General features: G+C 69.4%; 19 protein-coding genes. 4 read left to right on the top strand and 15 right to left on the bottom strand.

The features are described 5' to 3' along the window. Positions 1 to 297: 297 nt before the first annotated feature. Both AC1RS9_RS10635 and AC1RS9_RS10640 read right to left on the bottom strand, forming a co-directional pair. On the bottom strand, positions 298 to 561 hold the full coding sequence (locus AC1RS9_RS10635; RefSeq protein ID WP_038569071.1) for a DUF3017 domain-containing protein: 264 nt from the start codon (positions 559 to 561) through the stop codon (positions 298 to 300). Further along, positions 558 to 1,415 (bottom strand): bifunctional methylenetetrahydrofolate dehydrogenase/methenyltetrahydrofolate cyclohydrolase, encoded by an 858-nt coding sequence (locus tag AC1RS9_RS10640; RefSeq protein ID WP_165584401.1) that lies wholly within the window; start codon positions 1,413 to 1,415, stop codon positions 558 to 560. The genes AC1RS9_RS10635 and AC1RS9_RS10640 overlap by 4 nt, the downstream gene beginning before the upstream one ends. 126 nt (positions 1,416 to 1,541) lie before the next feature. Here AC1RS9_RS10640 and AC1RS9_RS10645 point away from each other — a divergent pair, with 126 nt between their 5' ends. Beyond that, positions 1,542 to 2,210, top strand: a complete 669-nt coding sequence (locus AC1RS9_RS10645; protein WP_492921408.1) for an SGNH/GDSL hydrolase family protein — start codon at positions 1,542 to 1,544, stop codon at positions 2,208 to 2,210. On the opposite strand, the gene AC1RS9_RS10650 is transcribed toward AC1RS9_RS10645, so the two are convergent. The 3 genes from AC1RS9_RS10650 to purN all read right to left on the bottom strand — a co-directional run bounded on the left by AC1RS9_RS10650 (position 2,188) and on the right by purN (position 5,541). Beyond that, complete coding sequence (locus AC1RS9_RS10650; protein WP_131941467.1) at positions 2,188 to 3,159, bottom strand: DMT family transporter; 972 nt, start codon at positions 3,157 to 3,159, stop codon at positions 2,188 to 2,190. The genes AC1RS9_RS10645 and AC1RS9_RS10650 overlap by 23 nt on opposite strands. Positions 3,160 to 3,263: 104 nt before the next feature. Next, positions 3,264 to 4,874, bottom strand: a complete 1,611-nt coding sequence (gene purH, locus AC1RS9_RS10655; RefSeq protein WP_131941471.1) for a bifunctional phosphoribosylaminoimidazolecarboxamide formyltransferase/IMP cyclohydrolase — start codon at positions 4,872 to 4,874, stop codon at positions 3,264 to 3,266. Next, entirely contained in the window at positions 4,867 to 5,541 is a 675-nt protein-coding gene (purN, locus tag AC1RS9_RS10660) for a phosphoribosylglycinamide formyltransferase (protein WP_492921411.1), read from the bottom strand. Before purN ends, purH begins: the two co-directional genes overlap by 8 nt. A gap of 282 nt (positions 5,542 to 5,823) precedes the next feature. On the opposite strand from purN, the gene AC1RS9_RS10665 reads away from it, so the two are divergent. Beyond that, complete coding sequence (locus AC1RS9_RS10665) at positions 5,824 to 5,982, top strand: type II toxin-antitoxin system PemK/MazF family toxin (protein WP_492921459.1); 159 nt, start codon at positions 5,824 to 5,826, stop codon at positions 5,980 to 5,982. Positions 5,983 to 6,179: 197 nt separating this feature from the next. Here the strand turns inward: AC1RS9_RS10665 and AC1RS9_RS10670 are convergent, their stop codons facing one another. From AC1RS9_RS10670 to pcrA, 8 genes are all read right to left on the bottom strand, one after another. After that, entirely contained in the window at positions 6,180 to 6,566 is a 387-nt protein-coding gene (locus AC1RS9_RS10670) for a hypothetical protein (protein WP_492921413.1), read from the bottom strand. A gap of 60 nt (positions 6,567 to 6,626) precedes the next feature. Next, positions 6,627 to 7,703 carry a cell division protein PerM gene (locus AC1RS9_RS10675; protein ID WP_492921415.1) on the bottom strand — a complete coding sequence of 359 codons (1,077 nt, stop codon included), beginning with the start codon at positions 7,701 to 7,703 and terminating at the stop codon, positions 6,627 to 6,629. A gap of 501 nt (positions 7,704 to 8,204) precedes the next feature. Continuing rightward, the gene (locus AC1RS9_RS10680; protein ID WP_492921417.1) at positions 8,205 to 8,891 is read right to left on the bottom strand and encodes a DUF4352 domain-containing protein; all 687 of its coding nucleotides are present in this window, start codon (positions 8,889 to 8,891) and stop codon (positions 8,205 to 8,207) included. 58 nt (positions 8,892 to 8,949) lie between these two features. Beyond that, positions 8,950 to 9,642 (bottom strand): DUF4352 domain-containing protein, encoded by a 693-nt coding sequence (locus AC1RS9_RS10685; protein ID WP_492921419.1) that lies wholly within the window; start codon positions 9,640 to 9,642, stop codon positions 8,950 to 8,952. A gap of 219 nt (positions 9,643 to 9,861) precedes the next feature. Next, complete coding sequence (gene sucD / locus AC1RS9_RS10690; RefSeq protein WP_062257917.1) at positions 9,862 to 10,761, bottom strand: succinate--CoA ligase subunit alpha; 900 nt, start codon at positions 10,759 to 10,761, stop codon at positions 9,862 to 9,864. A gap of 16 nt (positions 10,762 to 10,777) precedes the next feature. Beyond that, entirely contained in the window at positions 10,778 to 11,962 is a 1,185-nt protein-coding gene (gene sucC, locus AC1RS9_RS10695; protein WP_006945596.1) for an ADP-forming succinate--CoA ligase subunit beta, read from the bottom strand. 93 nt (positions 11,963 to 12,055) lie between these two features. After that, positions 12,056 to 12,523: a cobalamin B12-binding domain-containing protein gene (locus tag AC1RS9_RS10700; RefSeq protein ID WP_006945578.1), complete on the bottom strand. Its 468-nt coding sequence runs from the start codon at positions 12,521 to 12,523 to the stop codon at positions 12,056 to 12,058. A gap of 82 nt (positions 12,524 to 12,605) precedes the next feature. Next, positions 12,606 to 15,299, bottom strand: coding sequence for a DNA helicase PcrA (pcrA, locus tag AC1RS9_RS10705; protein WP_492921422.1), 2,694 nt, complete (start codon positions 15,297 to 15,299; stop codon positions 12,606 to 12,608). 133 nt (positions 15,300 to 15,432) lie between these two features. Between pcrA and AC1RS9_RS10710 the strand changes: the two genes are divergently transcribed. Together AC1RS9_RS10710 and AC1RS9_RS10715 are read left to right on the top strand one after the other, a co-directional pair. Then, a complete protein-coding gene (locus tag AC1RS9_RS10710; RefSeq protein ID WP_006945586.1) occupies positions 15,433 to 16,110 on the top strand; it encodes a DedA family protein in 678 nt (225 codons plus the stop codon). A 50-nt stretch (positions 16,111 to 16,160) separates the two neighbouring features. Then, positions 16,161 to 16,508, top strand: coding sequence for a hypothetical protein (locus AC1RS9_RS10715; RefSeq protein ID WP_074040310.1), 348 nt, complete (start codon positions 16,161 to 16,163; stop codon positions 16,506 to 16,508). A gap of 135 nt (positions 16,509 to 16,643) precedes the next feature. On the opposite strand, the gene AC1RS9_RS10720 is transcribed toward AC1RS9_RS10715, so the two are convergent. Then, positions 16,644 to 17,357, bottom strand: coding sequence for an NUDIX hydrolase (locus AC1RS9_RS10720; protein WP_006945591.1), 714 nt, complete (start codon positions 17,355 to 17,357; stop codon positions 16,644 to 16,646). After that, complete coding sequence (locus AC1RS9_RS10725) at positions 17,354 to 18,472, bottom strand: glycosyltransferase family 4 protein (RefSeq protein ID WP_038569097.1); 1,119 nt, start codon at positions 18,470 to 18,472, stop codon at positions 17,354 to 17,356. The genes AC1RS9_RS10720 and AC1RS9_RS10725 overlap by 4 nt, the downstream gene beginning before the upstream one ends. Positions 18,473 to 18,491: the final 19 nt, after the last annotated feature.

Here is an 18,491-nt window from a genome sequence, read left to right on the forward strand (position 1 = left end):
TGCCCTGAACCACACGCGCCCGACGACGAGTCCGAACAGGCGCCCCACCGCGTCCGCACGCGGGCCCGAGGATGCCGTGACCACGCGCCGCTTCCCTGAGAGGCCGCAGCACCCACCGTCCCTGACACGACGGAGACAGGCCCCACGCAGGTCGCCGTTGCGCCCGTTGTCGACAAGGACGAGGACGAACGGCGGCGCGCCGAGCACGCTCAGCTGCACGGCCAGGCTCGCGCTCGCCCTCGGACGGGGATGATCACGCTCACCTCGACCTCCGAGGGACGTGTCATCGGCTGCGACCTAACCGAGCTTGACGCCCGTGAAGGCGACGAAGGTGACGATCGCACCGAGCGCGTACAACGCGACGTCCGTGCCCCGCGAACGCACCTTGAGATCCGGCACGACACGCTCGGGGAAGACGGCGCGCATGATCGCCCCCAGCAGCGGACCCACGGCCATGAGGATGCCTCCGACGCGCACATGCCCGCCGAAGACGACGGCGAGGCCCAACGCGACCGGCAACACGACGACGAGCCACGGGACGCCGAGCTTGAAGTGACTCACCGACCCCGAGCCTCGGCCTCACGCTCGGCGGCCTCCACGACGTTCGTCAGCAGCAGCGCACGCGTCATCGGGCCGACGCCGCCGGGGTTCGGCGACATGAATCCGGCGACCTGCGCCACGTCCGGTGCGATGTCACCGGCCACCTTGCCGTCGACGCGGCTGACTCCGACGTCGAGCACTGCGGCACCCTGCTTGACCATGTCCTTCGTGATGAGCCCCGGCACACCGGCGGCGGCGACGATGACGTCCGCGTTCTTCGTGTGAGCTGCGAGATCCTTCGTGCCGGTGTGGCACAGGATGGCCGTCGCGTTCTCGCTGCGACGTGTGAGGATGAGACCGAGCGGGCGCCCCACCGTCAGCCCACGCCCGACGACGACGACCTCCGCGCCGTTCAGCGGCACGTCGTAACGGCGCAGCAGTTCGATGACGCCCATCGGCGTGCACGGCAGCGGCGCCTCCTCGCCGAGCACGAGCTTGCCGAGGTTGACCGGGTGCAGACCGTCGACGTCCTTCTCCGGCTTGACGCGTGAGAGCAGCGCGACCTCGTCGAGACCCGTCGGCTGCTGGATGAGGAAGCCCGTGCAGTTCTCGTCGTCGTTGAGCTCGTCGATGACGGCCTCGACCTCGGCCTGTGTCGCGGTGGCCGGCAGATCCTTGCGGATCGAGGTGATGCCGACCTCCGCGCAGTCCTTGTGCTTGGCGTTGACGTACCACTGCGAGCCTGGGTCATCGCCGACGAGCACCGTGCCGAGGCCCGGCGTGATGCCGCGCGCCTTCAACGCAGCGATGCGCTCACGCAGTTCGCCCTTGATCGTCGCGAGGGTGGCCTTGCCGTCGAGCGTCGTCGCAGTCATGGCCCCAATCCTGCCAGACGCCCCGGGCGCGCGGTCGGCGCTCACACCGGGGTGTGACGGGACGCTCGTGATCGACCTGGGCTCACGCGTACGGTCGTCGTATGACACGAGCGTGCCGAGCGGAAAGTGGCGTGGCGCGTTCCCGCGCTCGTGGCACTCGTCGTCGGGGTGCTCGTCGTGGCGTTGTTCCTCGTCGTCGACCGCCGTTCGTCAGCCCCGGTCGCCGACGCGCCCTCACCCAGCCTGAGCGGACGCCCCGTGGTGGCCTTCGTCGGCGACAGCTACTCCGCCGGCTCGGAGGCGAGCTCACCGGACAAGCGATGGACCACCGTCCTGAGCGCTGAGCGCGGGTGGAACGAGATCAACGCCGCCGTGCCTGGCATGGGCTACGACGTGGGGCGTCCGACGCAGCACTACGCTTCCCAGGTCGCACGAGCCGCAGCGTCGAAGCCGGGCACGGTCATCATCTCCGGCGGATGGAACGACGTCGCCCGCGGCGTGCCGACGGCGACCATCGTCGAGGGCCTGCGCGAGACGCTCGCGGCGGTGACGAAGCACGTCCCCGAGGCGCGCGTCGTCATCATCGCACCGATCGGACCGGCGAGTTCTCCCCCACCCGACCTCGTACGGCTGCGCGATGCCGCCGCACCCGTGGTGCGCAGCTCAGGTGCGACGTGGCTGGATCTCGACTTCCCGCTCACCGGTCACCCTGAGTGGATCAGCCCTGACGGCCTGCACCCCAACGACGCGGGCTACGAGCGCCTCGCCGAGCTCACGAACGCGCGTCTGAAGTAGCCCGTCGGCCACCGGAGCGTGCCGCCACCGCTGCCGCCGCAGCGGTGACGACCATGCCGACGACGGTGCGCACATCGACACCTTCGCGCGCCACCGGGTCGAGCAGGTCGATGACGAGCGCCGCGACGAGCTGCCCCATGATGCCCATGAGCCCGAGCACGAGCACGCTGATGTGCTCCGTCGCCCACGCCGACAACCCGATGAACGCGATGCCCAGCGGCGCACCGAGCCACGCCCACCAGGGAGCGTCGTGCGGCCACTGCCACTGCGTGAAGCCGAGGAGCACGCGCGCACCGGCGAACACCACGAGAGCGATCACGCCGACGAGGAAGTTCTGCAGCGTCGTCGCGTACGAACTACCTGCCCGCGCACTGACGCGCCCGTTGAGACCCTGCTGGAACTGCGTCATGACGCCCGCGATGATGACGGCGAGGGCCGGCAGGATCGCGATGCCACCCGGGACGTGCTGGCCGCTCACCGTGATGCCGACCCCGACGACGGCGAACGCTCCGGCGAGCGCGCGAGCGGGGGTGATCGGCGTGCGCCCCTTGGGGCCGGCACCGACGTGATCGGCGAGCAGCCCGCCGAGTGCCCGGCCACCGACGCTCGCGACGATGAAGACCGCTACCCCGAGGATGGCGACCGTGCTCGTCTGCACCGCCACGAACGCACCGCCGAGAACGCCGCCGAGGCACTCCCACCAGCGCAGACGCCCCGCCCGAATCGCGTCGACGAGCCGACCCGCGCCGCGGCGCAGGCTCGGCACGACGAGCGTCAGCACGAGCAGCGCGAGCCCCGAACCGAAGCTCCACACCGCCGCGACGAGCGGCTCGGACAACGGCTCACCGAGCGTCCCGTTGAAGCGCGCCTGCAACGACAGGCACGCCCCACCGAAGAACGCGGCAGTGAGGGCAAGCGCCTCGGAGGAGGCTCTGGCGTCACGCTTCATCGCAGGGCACCGCGACGATGGCAGGTTTGGCCGAAGATGTGGCCGACGTTCAGGCCATCTTGAGCCAAACCCGCCATCTGGGGGTTGTCGATCAGAGGTGTCATTCAGTGCGCGAAGTGACGCGTACCGGTGAAGTACAGGGTGACGCCGGCCTTGTTCGCGGCGTCGATGACCTCGGCGTCACGAATGGACCCACCCGGCGCGACAACGGCCTGGACGCCCGCGTCGAGCAGGATCTGCAGGCCGTCGGCGAACGGGAAGAACGCGTCCGACGACGCCACCGAACCACGGGCCCGCTCGGCGCCCGCACGCGTCACGGCGAGGTTGCACGAGTCGACGCGGTTGACCTGGCCCATGCCGATACCGACCGACGCACCGTCCTTGGCGAGCAGAATCGCGTTCGACTTCACCGCGCGCACCGCACGCCACGCGAACTCGAGGTCACGCATCGTGGCCTCGTCCGCGGCCTCGCCGGCGACGAGCTGCCAGCGCTCGGGGTCGTCACCCGTGGTGCGACCGTCCTTGTCCTCGCCCTCTGCGTCGATCATGTCGCGCTCCTGCACGAGCAGACCACCGCTGATCGGGCGCATGTCGAAACCACCCGCAGTGGGCGCGGGCACGGTGACGAGGCGCAGGTTCTTCTTCGCGGTGAGTACCTCGAGGGCGTCGTCGTCGAACGCCGGCGCGACGACGACCTCGGTGAAGATGTCCTTCACCGTGTCCGCCATGGCCTTCGTCACCGGGCGGTTGGTCGCGATGATGCCGCCGAACGCGCTCGTCGAGTCGCACTCGTGGGCGCGCTGGTGCACGGCGGCGATGTCCTCGTCGGGAGCGCCGACGGCGATGCCGCACGGGTTGGCGTGCTTGATGATGGCGACCGTCGGCACGTCACCGTGGTCGTACGCGGCGCGGTAGGCGGCGTCGGCGTCGACGTAGTTGTTGTACGACATCTCCTTGCCGTGCAGCTGCTCGCCCTGGGCGAGGCCGCTCGCGTCGGCCGACGTGTAGAGGGCCGCCGCCTGGTGCGGGTTCTCGCCGTAGCGCAGGCTCGCAGCCTTCGTGAACGTCGCGCCCATCCAGTCGGGGAACTGATCGCCCGTCGCCTCGTCGTCCGAACCGGCGAGGTTCTCCCCCATCCACGTCGCGACGGCGACGTCGTACGACGCGGTGTGGACGAACGCCTCACGCGCGAGCTCGGTGCGCTGCTGCAGCGTGAAGCCGCCACCGTTGACGGCGGTGATGACGTCGTCGTAGCGCGACGGGTCGGTGACGATCGCGACGGTGGGGTGGTTCTTCGCGGCCGCGCGCACCATCGTCGGGCCGCCGATGTCGATCTGTTCGACGCACTCGTCGATGCTCGCACCGGACGCGACGGTCTCGGCGAACGGGTACAGGTTGACGACGACGAGGTCGAACGGTGCGACGCCGAGCTCACGCAGCTGCGCCAGGTGGTCGTCCTTGCGCGAGTCGGCGAGGATGCCCGCGTGCACCTTGGGGTGCAGCGTCTTGACGCGACCCTCGAGGCACTCGGGGAAACCGGTCAGCTCCTCGACGGGCGTCACCGGGATGCCGAGACCGGCGATGAGCTTGCTCGAACCACCGGTCGAGACGATCTCGATGCCGGCGTCGGCCAGGGCGCGTGCCAACTCCTCCAGACCCGTCTTGTCGTACACCGAGACGAGGGCCCGCTTGATGGGGCGCAAACCGTCACTCATTGATCAAAACCGTCCTGCCGTTGATGGACCAACCACGTGCGAACCTGCGGACGACGTCCACAAGCATGTCGCGCTCCTCGACCTTGATGCGTTCGTGGAGCGAGTCTTCGTCGTCATCGGCTCGCACCTCGACGGCGCGCTGCGCGATGATCGGGCCCGTGTCGACGCCGGCGTCGACGACGTGACACGTCGTACCCGTGATCTTGACGCCGTGGGCGAGGGCATCCCGCACACCGTGCGCGCCGGGGAAGCTCGGCAGCAGCGCCGGATGCGTGTTGATGACGGTGTGGCGCGCGAGCGTCGTCGCACCCAAGATCTTCATGAAGCCGGCCGAGACGACGAGGTGCGGCGGCGCATCGGGGTCGCCCGAGTCGTCGTCGAAGCTGCGCTCGATGGCGTCGGCGAGCGCCTTGTCCCAGGCGTCGCGGTCGGCGAAATGGGCGGTGTCGACGACGAATGTCGGGATGCCTGCGAGCATCGCGCGCTCGAGACCGGCGCACTCGCGGTCGGCACCGACGGCGACGATCGTGAACGGCGAGCGCTGACCGCGAGCGGCCGCGTCGGCCTCTGCGTCGATGAGCGCCTGCAGCAGCGAACCGCTGCCGGAGACGAGGACGACGACCTCGAGCGGTCGGGTGTCGGGGCGCAGCTGCGGCGTGGCACTCACGTGCGTAACCCTACCGACCGCGCTTGACGAAGCAGCGACTGCGAACCCGCTAATCCTGAGGGGTGGAAAGCTGCACGCGCTCGCTCGTGAGGCACGGCTGCGACCTGCTGCGACGGGCGCAGCATTTCATGCTTCATATCGGCTCGACCCGGCCTATGCGGAGTACGCATCGCACGAGACAGGAGACGACCTCGAGCATGTTCGGAGCAATCGGGCGCGCCGCGAGCAGCGCGAACGGCGTCGGTCGAACGACGAACACGCGGCAGGCTCACAGCGGTGACGATGCACCGGGGCCAGATCTCCTGGTGCGACCTCGGCCACGGGGAGAAACCCTGGCTCGTCGTCTCGAACAACGCCCGTAACACCCATCTGCGCAGTGCTCTCGTCGTGCGCGTCACGACCTCGGCGAAGCCGCCGCTGCCGAGCATCGTCCCGATCTAGCTCAGCGGCGCGAATCGCGCGGGCCAAGAACTCATCGGCAGCGTCCTCTGCGACGACATCGAGGTGCTCTGCGACGACGACCACGTGCGCCCCGGGGGTGGGTTACGACCGCACATCATGCGGCGCGTCGATGCTGCCCTCGAGGTGGCTCTGGCCCTCACGTGACCAGCGATGACGCCGAGGACGCCACGCGGGGCTCAGTTGAAGAAGAACTTCTCGACCTCGTTGGGGTTCTGGCTGTAGGAGCTCTCGCAGGATTCGCGCGCCTGGTTGGTGTTGGCGCCCCACAGGCACTCCTGATAGCTCTTCGTGCGTTCGTAGTGCACGAGCGGCGCGGCCGTCATCCCGAGCAGCAGCGCTGTCAGCGCGAGGCCGACGAGGTTGGGCCCGAGCGCGCCCGGGACGCCGGCGCGGCGCACGTCGCGCAGGTAGCGGATGCCGTAGAAGAGCGACAACGCCAACGGGATGGCGGCCAGACCCGACGCGGGCAGCGGCAGCCACGACAGCAGGAACCCGAGCAGCAGATACCGCAGCGACAGGACGTTGTTGCGCAGACCGGGCGGCAGCTGGGGCATCTCACTCACAGCACTCCCAACGATCGAGGACGACGATTTGATCCCGCCGCGCGGGCCACGTGCATCGCGTCACTTCTGGTGGCTCGAACGCCAGTGACGCGCCGCCGCCGTCGCGAGCGCCGGCAGCACGAGCAGTAGCGGCGCGACGAGCCACGCCTGCCACGAGGGGCCGGCGTACTCGAGCAGCCCCCGCGACACCGACGCCGTCGAGAACCACCACAGCAGCCACATCGTCACCGTCGTGACGGCGGCGGCGCTCGCCGCGACCGTCAGCTTCGCACGCAGACTCGCGAACCGGGTGAGTGCCCGGCCCGAGGCCCAGCCGATGAAGACGCCGACGCAGATGGGCACGGCGAGCGCCGCCCAGGCCCACGGACCGACGTGGTCGGGCAGCGCCCCGAGGACGGGGACCATCGGCAGGGTGCCGGGCGTCATCCCGGAGTGGCCGATGCTGACGGCACCCGCCTCGAACGGCGCGCCCGTCGTCCACCCCGCCATGTGGGCGAGAAGATTGGGCAGGGCCATCACCTGCGCCAGCACGAGCAGGCAGCCGCCAACGACGCCGGGCGCGAGCGCTTGGTGAACCGCCCACACACGCGGCGCGTGCCAGGCGATGAGCACGACGAGCAGCAGCAGCGACAGCGCGGCGAACAGGCCGGCGCCGCGCAGGCCCGCAGACAGCGAACGGCGCAACAGCAGCGGGGTGGCCTCGACGACGACCTCGTCGAGCGCCGCGAGTTCGGGCGAGTGCTTGCGTTCGTGCCAGGCCGTCCACGCCACGCCGAGCGCGGCCACGAGCGCCGGGCCCACGATGAGCGACCACCAGTGGATGTGGCTGTGGCCGAGCCCCGCGACGATGCCGAGCACCTGCGCCGCGACCACGTATCCCCCGACGTACGCGAGCATGATGGCGCGCAGGTCCGCGGCGCGCAGCCGCTCGTCGGGGAACGCCGCGCGCGCGCCGAAGCAAGCGGCGAGCACGCAACCGAGCGTCAGCAGCAGCGGGCTGAAGACGACCGTGATGCCGTCGACGACGACGTGCCCGCGATGTGCGAGCGCCCACAGGTCGATGGCGACGCCGAGTGTGTCGTTCCACGACGACGTCGACTGTGCATCGAGCGTCCATGCGGCGAAGACCGGGACCATGAGGACGACGAGTGACGCGAGCGCCGCGACGATGCCGTACCCGAAGGCGAGCGGGACGTGCGGGCGCCCGGCCGGTCGCGATTCGTTCGTCGAGCGACCATTCGCCCCGGTGCGCGCCGCATCTCGCTGAGACGGTCCTGTCGAACCTCGTGACGCCGAGTCACGAGACGCTGCGCTCTGTCGCGGCGGGCGGGAGCCGCCACCCACGCCGTCACGGGCACCCGCGCGCGCGGGTGAACTGCCGCCCGCACGCTGCGGGCGCTGCGGTCGAGGGCGTTTGTTCGCCGGAGACGAGGCGGACGAGGAACTGCGGGGGCGACGATCACTCATGGCCCGGCCATCCTCTCAGGCCGCGCGGGGCCGATGCTCGAGGCTCGCCGCAGGAACGAGTGATCCCGCCACCTGGAGCAGGTGGCGGGATCAGCGAGAGGCGCGGGCCTCGGGCGCGCGGGTCGAAGCCGTGTGGCGCCGAGAGCGCTCAGACCTGACGGAACGCTAACGTCACTTGGCCTGGATGCGGATGGCCTGCGCGTCGCCGTAACCGCACTTGACGTCGATCGTCTTGATCTTCTTGCCGTTCGGCACCTTGTAGACGACGTCACCCGTCGTCGTGTCGCCCTTGTAGAGGGTGCCGTAGTCGAGACGCTGCCCGTACGAGGCGAAGTCCTCGCGAGCGGACGTGTTGTCGTCGAGCTTCACCTTGAGGCACGTCGTGCCGGCGTTGAGGTTCTTGTCGCCGAGGTTCGTCATCGTGATGTTGACGGCGACGAAGTGGTTGCCGTTGCCCGGCTTGTCGAAGTCGTTCTCGGGGGCGACCGGGTCGGCGATCTTGTTGACCTTGGCCGACATCTCCTTCGTCTTGACCTCCTCACCGACCTTGCCGGTCTTGGGGCCCGACGCGTCTCCCGAGTCGCCCGTACCGGTGTCGGAGGACGGGGACTCGCTCGTCGTGGGTGCAGCCGCGCTCGAGCTCTGATCCGGCGTGGAGGCCGGTGACGTGGCACTCGGGGCCGCCGAGGTGGCCTCGCCCGCAGCCGACGACGCAGCCGAGGCCACGGACGGCGCCGCGCTGTTCGCGGCCGACGTGGCCTGGGACGCGCCGCCCTCGACCTGGGTGCAGGCGCTCATGCCGAGCGTCATCGTGCCGGCCAGCAGGGCCAGGCCCATCGTGCGTGCGGTGGTCTTCATCTGGGTGTTCCTTTCGGTGCGTCCGAGCCGCGGCGGGCCCGGGCTGAGAGTGAAGTGGTCAGTGGGCGAGATCGACGCGGATGGTGCGCTGATCCCCGGCGAAGTCGAGGGAGCATCGCACGTCGACGGACTTGAGTTTCTGGTTCTTCGGCAGCTCGAACGTCACGTCCCCGCTCGCGGTGTCACCCTTGTGCAGGGTGGACGAATCCATCGGCGAACCGTGATCGGCGAACAGTGACGCCGACGCCGACCCGTTCGTCGTCGTCTTGGCGTCGATGCACATCGACGGGCTGAAGTTGATCGGTGCGCCGCCGACGTTCGTCACCGTCATCGACACGGCCGCCCACTTCTTGCCGGCCCCCGGCTTGAAGACCGCCGAATCGCCGACCGGCACCGGGTCGACGACCTTGGTCACCTTCACCGACAACTTCGAGGTCTTCGCCTCCGCACCGACCTTCGTGGTGACGAGCCCCTGCTGGCCGGAGCCGAGCGGATCGGATGCCGGCGCGGACGACGCGGCCGCCTCGCTCGACGCGGCACCAGCGGACGTGGCGGGCGCCGACGACGACACGGGCGCGGCAGCAGACGTCGCCGCGCTCGGAGTCTGCGCGGCCGCGTTCGAAGACACGGCGGCACTCGGCGGCGCAGACGCGCTCGACGCCGGCGACGAACCGTCGACGCTCGTGCACGCACCCACCGACAACGTCACGCCCACAGCTCCGACGAGACCGAACCCTCGCTTCAAGTCCATGACGATCCCTCCCAGGTCGACGGACTCTCGCCCGCGTCATCATTCATAACTTAACCGTCACTGGGACGCCGCTGCATCATCATTGGTTCCATCCGTGCGCCGACTTCTCGCGGCCATGTCACCGGCAACCTCGGCGACACGACGAACGCCCCCGCACCAGCGCGAGCCGATGCGGGGGCGTTCGTCGAGATCACCGAAGCGACGTTCGGTGAATCCGCCTCACTTGCTGAGGTTGTTCATGATCTCCGTCATGAGAGCGGCCGTCTCGGACGGCGTCTTGCCGACCTTGACGCCGGCGGCCTCGAGGGCCTCCTTCTTCGCGGCAGCCGTGCCCGCGGAGCCGGACACGATGGCGCCGGCGTGGCCCATCGTCTTGCCCTCGGGAGCGGTGAAGCCCGCGACGTAACCGACAACCGGCTTCGTCACGTTCTCCTTGATGTACGCCGCAGCGCGCTCCTCGGCGTCGCCGCCGATCTCACCGATCATGACGATCGCGTCGGTGTCGGGGTCGTTCTGGAACGCCTCGAGCGCGTCGATGTGCGTCGTGCCGATGACCGGGTCGCCGCCGATGCCGATGGCCGTCGAGAAACCGAAGTCACGCAGTTCGTACATCATCTGGTACGTCAGCGTGCCCGACTTCGAGACGAGGCCGATGCGGCCCTTGCCGGCGATGTTCGCCGGGATGATGCCGGCGTTCGACTCACCGGGGCTGATGATGCCCGGACAGTTCGGGCCGAGCAGGCGCGTCTTCGAACCCTTGCTCAGGTTGTAGAACTCGGCCGAGTCCCTCACCGGGATGCCCTCGGTGATGACGACCGCCAGCGGCATCTCGGCCTCGATGGCCTCGACCGCGGCGCTCTTTGCGAAGGGCGGCGGCACGAAGATCACGGAGACGTTGGCGCCCGTCTCGGCCATGGCGTCCTTGACGGAGCCGAAGACCGGAACCTGCTTGGTCTCGCCGTTGACGTCGAAGTCAACCGTCTGGCCGGCCTTCTTCGGGTTGACGCCACCGACGACGTTCGTGCCCGAGGCGAGCATGCGCGCCGTGTGCTTCATGCCCTCGGAGCCGGTCATGCCCTGAACGATGACCTTGGAGTCAGCGTTGAGAAAAATCGACATGGAAGTCAGATCCCTTTCAGTTGGCCGCGGCCAGCTCGGCAGCCTTGCGGGCTGCGCCGTCCATGGTGTCCACGACCGTCACGAGCGGGTGGTTGAAGTCGGAGAGGATCGCACGGCCCTCTTCGACGTTGTTGCCGTCGAGGCGCACGACGAGCGGCTTCGTCGCCGCGTCGCCGAGCTTCTTCAGGGCGCCGACGATGCCGTTGGCGACGGCGTCGCACGCCGTGATGCCACCGAAGACGTTGACGAAGACGCTCTTGACCTGCTCGTCGTTCAGGATGACGTCGAGACCGTTGGCCATGACCTCCGCCGAGGCGCCGCCACCGATGTCGAGGAAGTTGGCGGGCTTGGCCTTGCCGCCGGTGAAGTCCTCACCGGCGTAGGCGACGACGTCGAGCGTGCTCATGACGAGGCCGGCACCGTTGCCGATGATGCCGACGTTGCCGTCGAGCTTCACGTAGTTGAGGTCGAGCGCCTTGGCCTTGGCCTCCAGCGGGTCGGCCGCGGCCTTGTCCTCGAGAGCCTCGTGGTCGGGGTGACGGAAGCCAGCGTTCTCGTCGAGCGTCACCTTGCCGTCGAGCGCAATGATGTCGCCATCCTCGGTCTTGACGAGCGGGTTCACCTCGACCAGCGTCGCGTCCTCGTCGCGGTAGGTCTCCCACAGCTTGACGAGCACGGGAGCGACCTTCGCGGCCGTCTCGTCGTCGAACCCGGCGGCCTTGACGATCTCGTCAGCCTTCGCGCCGTCGATGCCGACGTTCGGGTCGACCTCGATGCGCGCGAGTGCCTCGGGACGCTCGACGGCGAGCTGCTCGATCTCGACGCCGCCCTCCTTCGAGCACATCGCGAGGTAGCTGCGGTTCGCTCGGTCGAGCAGGATCGAGAAGTAGTACTCCTCGGCGATCTTGGCGCCCTGGGCGATCATCACGGTGCCCACGGTGTGGCCCTTGATGTCCATGCCCAGGATGTCCTTGGCGTACTGCTCGGCCTCGTCAGCCGACTTGGCTACCTTGACGCCGCCGGCCTTGCCGCGACCACCGGTCTTGACCTGGGCCTTGACGACGGTGACACCGCCCGACTTCGCACCGATCTGCTCGGCGGCTGCCTTGGCTTCTTCCGGGGTGGTGGCCGTCTGGCCGGCCAGCACCGGAACGCCGTGCGCCTCGAACATGTCGCGCGCCTGGTACTCGAAGAGATCCACGCGAATCCATCCTCATCGTTGAAAGGAGTGTTCCTCTTGTGACTTTAACGCGCTTTGCCGTGCGGGGGTAACCAGGGGTTCGCGCCGGTGCTCTCAGGCGTGTGCGGACGCCGCGTCCCCGACGTTCTCGCGCACCCACGCGACGACCTCGTGCGTCGGCGCACCGGGCGTGAAGATGCGCGCGACACCCATGTCGAGCAGCGGCTTGATGTCGCCCTCGGGGATGATTCCGCCACCGAAGACGACGACGTCGTCGATGCCCTGCTCGCGCAGCAACGTCATCAGGCGCTCGAACTGCGTCATGTGCGAACCGGACAGGATCGACAGGCCGATCGCGTCGGCGTCCTCCTGCACCGCAGCCGTGACGATCTGCTCCGGCGTCTGGTGCAGGCCCGTGTAGATGACCTCCATGCCGGCGTCGCGCAACGCCCGCGCGATGACCTTCGCACCACGGTCGTGGCCGTCGAGGCCCGGCTTCGCGACGACGACGCGGAGTCGATCGGAGCCGTTCGTGGCGGCATTCGTAGGGGTGGCGTTCGTGGCAGGCGCGTGCTGGACCATGACTCAATCCTCTCGGGCGGTTACTCGCACTGTAACGCCCGCCACACCCTCCGCTCAGTTGATGATCCTCAACTCATGCGTGTCACAGCTTCGTGACGGGCGCGTAGCGCAGGAGCAGGCGCTTGGGTGGGCCGTCGCCGAAGTCGATGTGAGCCATCGCTCGGTCGCCCTGACCCTCGACGCGCACGACGGTGCCGAGGCCGAAGCTGTCGTGCGTCACCTTGTCGCCGGCGTCGAGGTTCGGGATCTCGCGCATGCCGCGGCCGACGGCGGAGTTCTTCGTGGTCGAGAACGAACCGGCCCCGGAGCTGCGACCGCTCGACGACATCCGCGCCACCGGCGCGGAGCCGCGCCCGATGACGGGGCCGTCATCGTCGTGCCTGCTGCCACCCGAGCCGTAGGGCGAACCGCCCCCGCTGCCGAACGCGGCGTACCCGCGCGGCTGGGACGACGCGAACGCCGTGGCCTCGCGCTCCCAGTGGACGAACTCCTCCGGGATCTCGCCGAGGAAGCGCGACGGCGGGTTGTACTGCGGCGCACCCCACGCGCTGCGCACGGCAGCGCGTGACAGGTGCAGGCGCTCGCGCGCCCGGGTGATGCCGACGTAGGCGAGGCGCCGCTCCTCCTCGAGCTCCTTCGTGTCGCCGAGAGCGCGCATGTGTGGGAACGTGCCGTCCTCCATGCCGGTGAGGAATACGACCGGAAACTCGAGGCCCTTCGCGGTGTGCAACGTCATGAGGGTGACGACGCCCTGATCCTCGGCGTCCTTCGGTATCTCGTCCGCGTCGGCGACGAGGGAGACCTGCTCGAGGAAGTCCTCGAGCGTCGCGCCCGGGTAGTTGTCGTCGAACTCGTTGGCGACGGCGACGAGCTCGGCGAGGTTCTCGATGCGCGTCTCGTCCTGAGGATCCTTGCTCGTGCGCAGCTCCTTCAGATACCCCGTGCGCTCGAGGATCGCCTCGATGAGGGGGCCGACGCCGCTACCGGACTCGCGCGTCTGCCGCAGGCTCTCGAGGATCTCGGTGAAGCCCTTGACGGCGCTCACCGACCGCGTCGCGATGCCCGGCGCCTCGTCGGCCCGCGCGAGCGCCTCGATGAACGAGATGCGCTCCCGCTCCGCGAGCGCGCCGAGGCATGCCTCGGCGCGGTCACCGATGCCGCGCTTCGGCGTGTTGAGGATGCGGCGCAGGTTGACGGTGTCGGCCGGGTTCGAGATGACGCGCAGGTATGCGAGCGCGTCCTTGATCTCCTTGCGCTCGTAGAACCGCGTGCCACCGACGACCTTGTACGGCAGGCCGACACGGACGAACACCTCTTCGAGCGCGCGCGATTGCGCGTTCGTCCGGTAGAACACCGCGACGTCCTTGGGCTTGACGCCGTGATCGTCGCCGAGCTTGTCGATCGTGCGCGCGACGAACGCGGCCTCGTCATGCTCGGAATCGGCGACGTACCCGACGATCTTCTCGCCGTCGCCCTGATCGGACCACAGGTTCTTCTTGCGACGCTCCGGGTTGCGCTCGATGACGGAGTTCGCCGCGCCGAGGATGTTCTGCGTCGAACGGTAGTTCTGCTCGAGCAGGATCGTCGTCGCGTTCGGGTAGTCCTCCTCGAACTCGACGATGTTGCGGATCGTCGCCCCACGGAAGGCGTAGATCGACTGATCGGCGTCACCGACGACGCACAGGTCGGCCATGGGGACCGCGCTCGTGGCGCGCGAATCGCCCTCGGCGTCCTGGCTCGCCATGCCGCTCGAGGCGTGCTCACCGCCGGCGAGCTCGCGCACGAGGACGTACTGCGCGTGGTTCGTGTCCTGGTACTCGTCGACGAGGATGTGCCGGAAGCGGCGCCGGTAGTGCTCGGCCACCTGCGGGAACGCCTGCAGGATGGTGACCGTCGTCATGATGATGTCGTCGAAGTCGAGCGCGTTCGCCTGCCGCAGGCGCTGCTGGTAGAGACGGTAGGCCTCGGCGACCTTGCGCTCCTGATCCGTCTCGGCGCGCTTCGCGGCCTCCTCGGCGTCGATCAGCTCGTTCTTCAGGTTGCTCACCTGGAAACTGAACGACCTCGGCGGGTAGCGCTTCGGATCGAGGTCGAGATCGCGCGTCACCATCGCCATGAGGCGCTGACTGTCGGCCGCGTCGTAGATCGAGAACGTCGAGCGCAACCCCACATGCTTGGCTTCACGGCGCAGGATGCGCACGCACGCGGAGTGGAACGTGCTCACCCACATCGCGTTCGCCGCACCCCCGACGAGCTGCTCCACGCGCTCACGCATCTCGGCGGCCGCCTTGTTCGTGAAGGTGATCGCGAGGATCTGGCCGGGCTGCGCGCCACGCGCCGCCATCAGGTAGGCGATGCGGTGCGTCAGCACGCGCGTCTTGCCCGAACCGGCGCCCGCGACGATGAGCAACGGCGTCCCGAAGTGCTCGACGGCCTGCGCCTGCTGCGGGTTCATCCCCTCGAGCAGGCTCGCAGGATCGGCCTCGAAACGTCGCGTGCCGCGCCCCGAATCGGGGCGACCCCAGTGCGATCCGCGACCCAGCATCGGCGCGTCGTCGCCCCATGTGCCGGCGTCGGTGGGGGCCTCGTCGGGAGGCGGTTCCTGCAGGGCCCACAACGGGATGCCGGACGCGTCGACCGCCCCCGGATCGACCGCGGCGGCCCCAGGAGGCTCCGTGCTCGGGGTACGCGACAGCGACGCGCCGGTACCGCTCCTGGAGGAGGGACGGGAGGCGTCGGCAGCGGTCAGCGGAAGGTCGTCGAAGAGGCCACTCATGATGAGGCCAGTCTAGGAGTGAGAAGCGACAACCGCTCAGTCGACGAGCGCGGCGGCCGCGCGGCCGAGGACGGCTGCGGGCATCGGGCTCGAGGCGGCAGGGGCGGGCGGCATCGTCGCCTACCCTTGGGGCGTGGATGTTCAGGCGATTCTCGATGCGATTCCGGCCCCGGCCGTCTACGTTCTGACCGGTCTCATCATCCTGCTCGAGAGCGTCGGCATCCCCCTGCCCGGCGAGATCATGCTCGTCACCGCGTCGCTGTTCGCCTCAGGGCCGCACCCGCACGTCAGCATCCACCTCGTCGCACTGGCCGCCATCCTCGGCGCCGTCATCGGCGACTCGATCGGCTACTACGTCGGTCGACACTTCGGTGAGCGCCTGTTCGCGTGGCTCGGCACACGCTTCCCCCATCACGTCAACGACGAGACGATCGGGTACGCCAAGCACGCCTTCCACACCCACGGCATCTGGGCGGTGTTCTTCGGACGCTTCGTCGCGCTGCTGCGCATCTTCGCCGGCCCGCTCGCCGGCTCGCTGCACATGAAGTATGCGCGCTTCCTGGCCGCCAACGTGCTCGGCGCCATCTGCTGGGCCGGCGGCACCGCCTACGGCGTCCACTTCCTCGGCAAGATCGCCGAGAAGTGGATGAAGAACTTCTCCTACATCGGGCTCGGCGCCGCCGTCGTCCTCGGCATCGTGTTGACGACGGTCGCCCGCAAGCGCATCAGCGCCAACGTCGCCGAGTACGCCGAACGCAAGCGCGCCGCCGGTGAAGAGATCAACCCCGCCGATCCGCGCGCGGTGAGCTGACGGACGCTCACCCGAGCATGGCTGGAGCGACGAACGCCTACCCTTGTGGCATGTCCACGCTCAACGAAATCCTCCTGCTCGTCCACCTGCTCGGCATGGCCGCCATCGTCGGTGGCTTCCTCGCTGTCCTCAAGGCGCCGCGCGCCATCCCCGCGATGGTGTGGGGCGCGCGCCTGCAGCTGCTCAGCGGGCTCGCGATGGTCGGCGTCGCCGAGTCGCAGCATTGGTCGCTCGACCACACGTGGGTCGCGGTGAAGCTCGTCATCGCCCTCATCGTCGCAGGTCTGCTCGAAGTCTCCTCGTCGAAGGAGAAGAAGGGCGACAGCGCCGCGCCGCTCGTCCAGGCCGCCGCTGCGCTCGCCGTCATCAACGTGGTCGTCGCGATCTTTTGGCACTGACCGGCCACCCCGCATGACGAGCGGGTGCGACGACGCATGAGGCGTCGACGCACCCGCTTCGCCGTCGGTGGCCACGCCCCGTCGACGCATCCGGTCGCCGGCTGGGCTCGTGGATGGCTCGTGGGTGGCTCGGCGTCAACCTGAGGAGCCGAGCACCTGCCGCACCGATTCGAGCGCCCAGGGAGCCATGCCGCCGCTCGGGTAGCCGTCGGAGGTGGGGTCGACCACGTCGGCCGCCGCGAACCACGCCGCGTGCTGCGTCGAGCCCCCGACGTCGTGGACGGTGGGTTCGCTGGGCTCGTCGCAGCGGGCCGAGTAGATGAGGCGGACGGCGTGGAAGTCCTCGACCATCCCCTCCCTGCCATCGCCGACGCGGTGCGAGGACGAGACGTCCCACAACCGCGCGTCGCTGATGCGCTGCCCGGCCTCCTCCCAGACCTCGCGCGCGGCGGCCGCCTCGGGCGCCTCGCCGGCCTCGACCCCGCCCCCGGGCAGGATCCACAGCCCCGGACGCCCCGTCTCGCGCGACAGCTGCGTCAGCAGCACGCCCCTCTCGCTCGTCACGACCGCGTACGCAGCCAGGCGTTGGCGCACCAGGTCGACCGGGCCGGCGGCGCGCGCGACACCCGCGAGGCGATGATGAGCCGCATGCATGCGCGCGACCTCGAACGTCAGCTCGACGCCGTCATGCACGAGTGTCGCCGTGCGTAGGGCGACCGGTTTGAACCCCGCGTCGCGCACCTGACGCCGCGGCGCGATGCCCTGCGCCAACCGGGCACGCAGCACCTCGCGACCGTCCTCCAGACCCCGCACGAAGATCGGGATGTCGGGGACGCCGTCGCCCTTCATCGCGCCGCTCGCAGTGCCGCGGCCCGTGCGTACTCGGCCTCGGCGAGACGGACGACCTGATCCCACGTCTGCGCCGGGCGATGCGTGCGGTTGTACTCGGCCATCGTCCGGCGCAGGTCGGTGTCGAGAGCGAGGCGGATGATGGCCTGCGCGAGGTCGTCGTCATCGCCCGCGAGCAGCCCGTTGACGCCCGAGGTGACAAACTCCGAGACGCCGCTCGTCGACGGCGCGACGACGGGCAGCCCTGACGAGCGCGCCTCGAGCGCCGCGATGCCGAACGACTCGAGCCGCGCCGGCGCGACGTACAGGTCTGAGGCGCGGTAGCGGTCGTGCAGTTGCGCGCGCGTCATGCGTCCTGGCAAGGAGACCCACTCGTGGGCGTCGGCGAGGTCGACGGCGCGCACGAGCTTCGGGCGCAGGTCGCCCTCCCCCGCGATCTCGAGCCGGACGTTCGGTGCCTCGCGGTGCACCGCCTTCATCACCGAGAAGAACTCGAGCGGACGCTTGCGCGTGGCCAGCCGCATCGCCGAGATGACACGCACCTCGTCGCCCGTGCGCGGCTCGCCGGGCGTCCACGCGTCGGCGTCGATGCCGTTCGGCAGCACGACGACCTCGTGGCCGCGGCCGGCCATGTCGCGGATCGGGCGCGCCGCGACCTGCGAGACCGCCGACAACGCAGCGCCGCCCTTGGCCCAGCGGCGTACGAAACCGAGCGGCTTGAGCAGCGGACCGGCCCACGCCATGACGGAGTGCCACGTCACCGCCGTCGGCAGGCCCAGATCGAGGGCGAGGCGGACGGCGTCGAAGGAGAACACGCTGATGACGCCGATGTGCGCGTGGACGACGTCGAAACCGCCTTTCGACAACGCCAGGCGAAGCTGCGAGACGGCCATCGGATTGAGCGCGACATCGTGCGGCAACCCGAGCGAAAACCGATGCACCGGGATGCCGTCGACGATCTCGAGGCCGCTGTGCTGCTCACGGTGAGCCGGGGTGACGGTGTACGCAACGACCTCGTGCCCCTGCGCCACCAGGCGCTGCGCGAGGTCGTGCACCTGCACCTCGATGCCGCCCAGACGCGGCAGATAGCAGTCGGACACGAGGGCGATCTTCACGGCACGAGTCTTTCATGCG

It is taken from the genome of Dermacoccus sp. MPR-E5 (assembly GCF_058809565.1).

Bases quoted from the DNA above. Each gene is read 5' to 3' on its own strand.
- AC1RS9_RS10640 (WP_165584401.1), bottom strand. From the start codon at position 1,415: ATGACTGCGACGACGCTCGACGGCAAGGCCACCCTCGCGACGATCAAG.
- AC1RS9_RS10650 (WP_131941467.1), bottom strand. From the start codon at position 3,159: ATGAAGCGTGACGCCAGAGCCTCCTCCGAGGCGCTTGCCCTCACTGCC.
- purH (WP_131941471.1), bottom strand. From the start codon at position 4,874: ATGAGTGACGGTTTGCGCCCCATCAAGCGGGCCCTCGTCTCGGTGTAC.
- AC1RS9_RS10665 (WP_492921459.1), top strand. From the start codon at position 5,824: ATGCACCGGGGCCAGATCTCCTGGTGCGACCTCGGCCACGGGGAGAAA.
- AC1RS9_RS10675 (WP_492921415.1), bottom strand. From the start codon at position 7,703: ATGGTCCCGGTCTTCGCCGCATGGACGCTCGATGCACAGTCGACGTCG.
- AC1RS9_RS10680 (WP_492921417.1), bottom strand. From the start codon at position 8,891: ATGAAGACCACCGCACGCACGATGGGCCTGGCCCTGCTGGCCGGCACG.
- AC1RS9_RS10685 (WP_492921419.1), bottom strand. From the start codon at position 9,642: ATGGACTTGAAGCGAGGGTTCGGTCTCGTCGGAGCTGTGGGCGTGACG.
- sucD (WP_062257917.1), bottom strand. From the start codon at position 10,761: ATGTCGATTTTTCTCAACGCTGACTCCAAGGTCATCGTTCAGGGCATG.
- AC1RS9_RS10700 (WP_006945578.1), bottom strand. From the start codon at position 12,523: ATGGTCCAGCACGCGCCTGCCACGAACGCCACCCCTACGAATGCCGCC.
- pcrA (WP_492921422.1), bottom strand. From the start codon at position 15,299: ATGAGTGGCCTCTTCGACGACCTTCCGCTGACCGCTGCCGACGCCTCC.
- AC1RS9_RS10715 (WP_074040310.1), top strand. From the start codon at position 16,161: ATGTCCACGCTCAACGAAATCCTCCTGCTCGTCCACCTGCTCGGCATG.
- AC1RS9_RS10720 (WP_006945591.1), bottom strand. From the start codon at position 17,357: ATGAAGGGCGACGGCGTCCCCGACATCCCGATCTTCGTGCGGGGTCTG.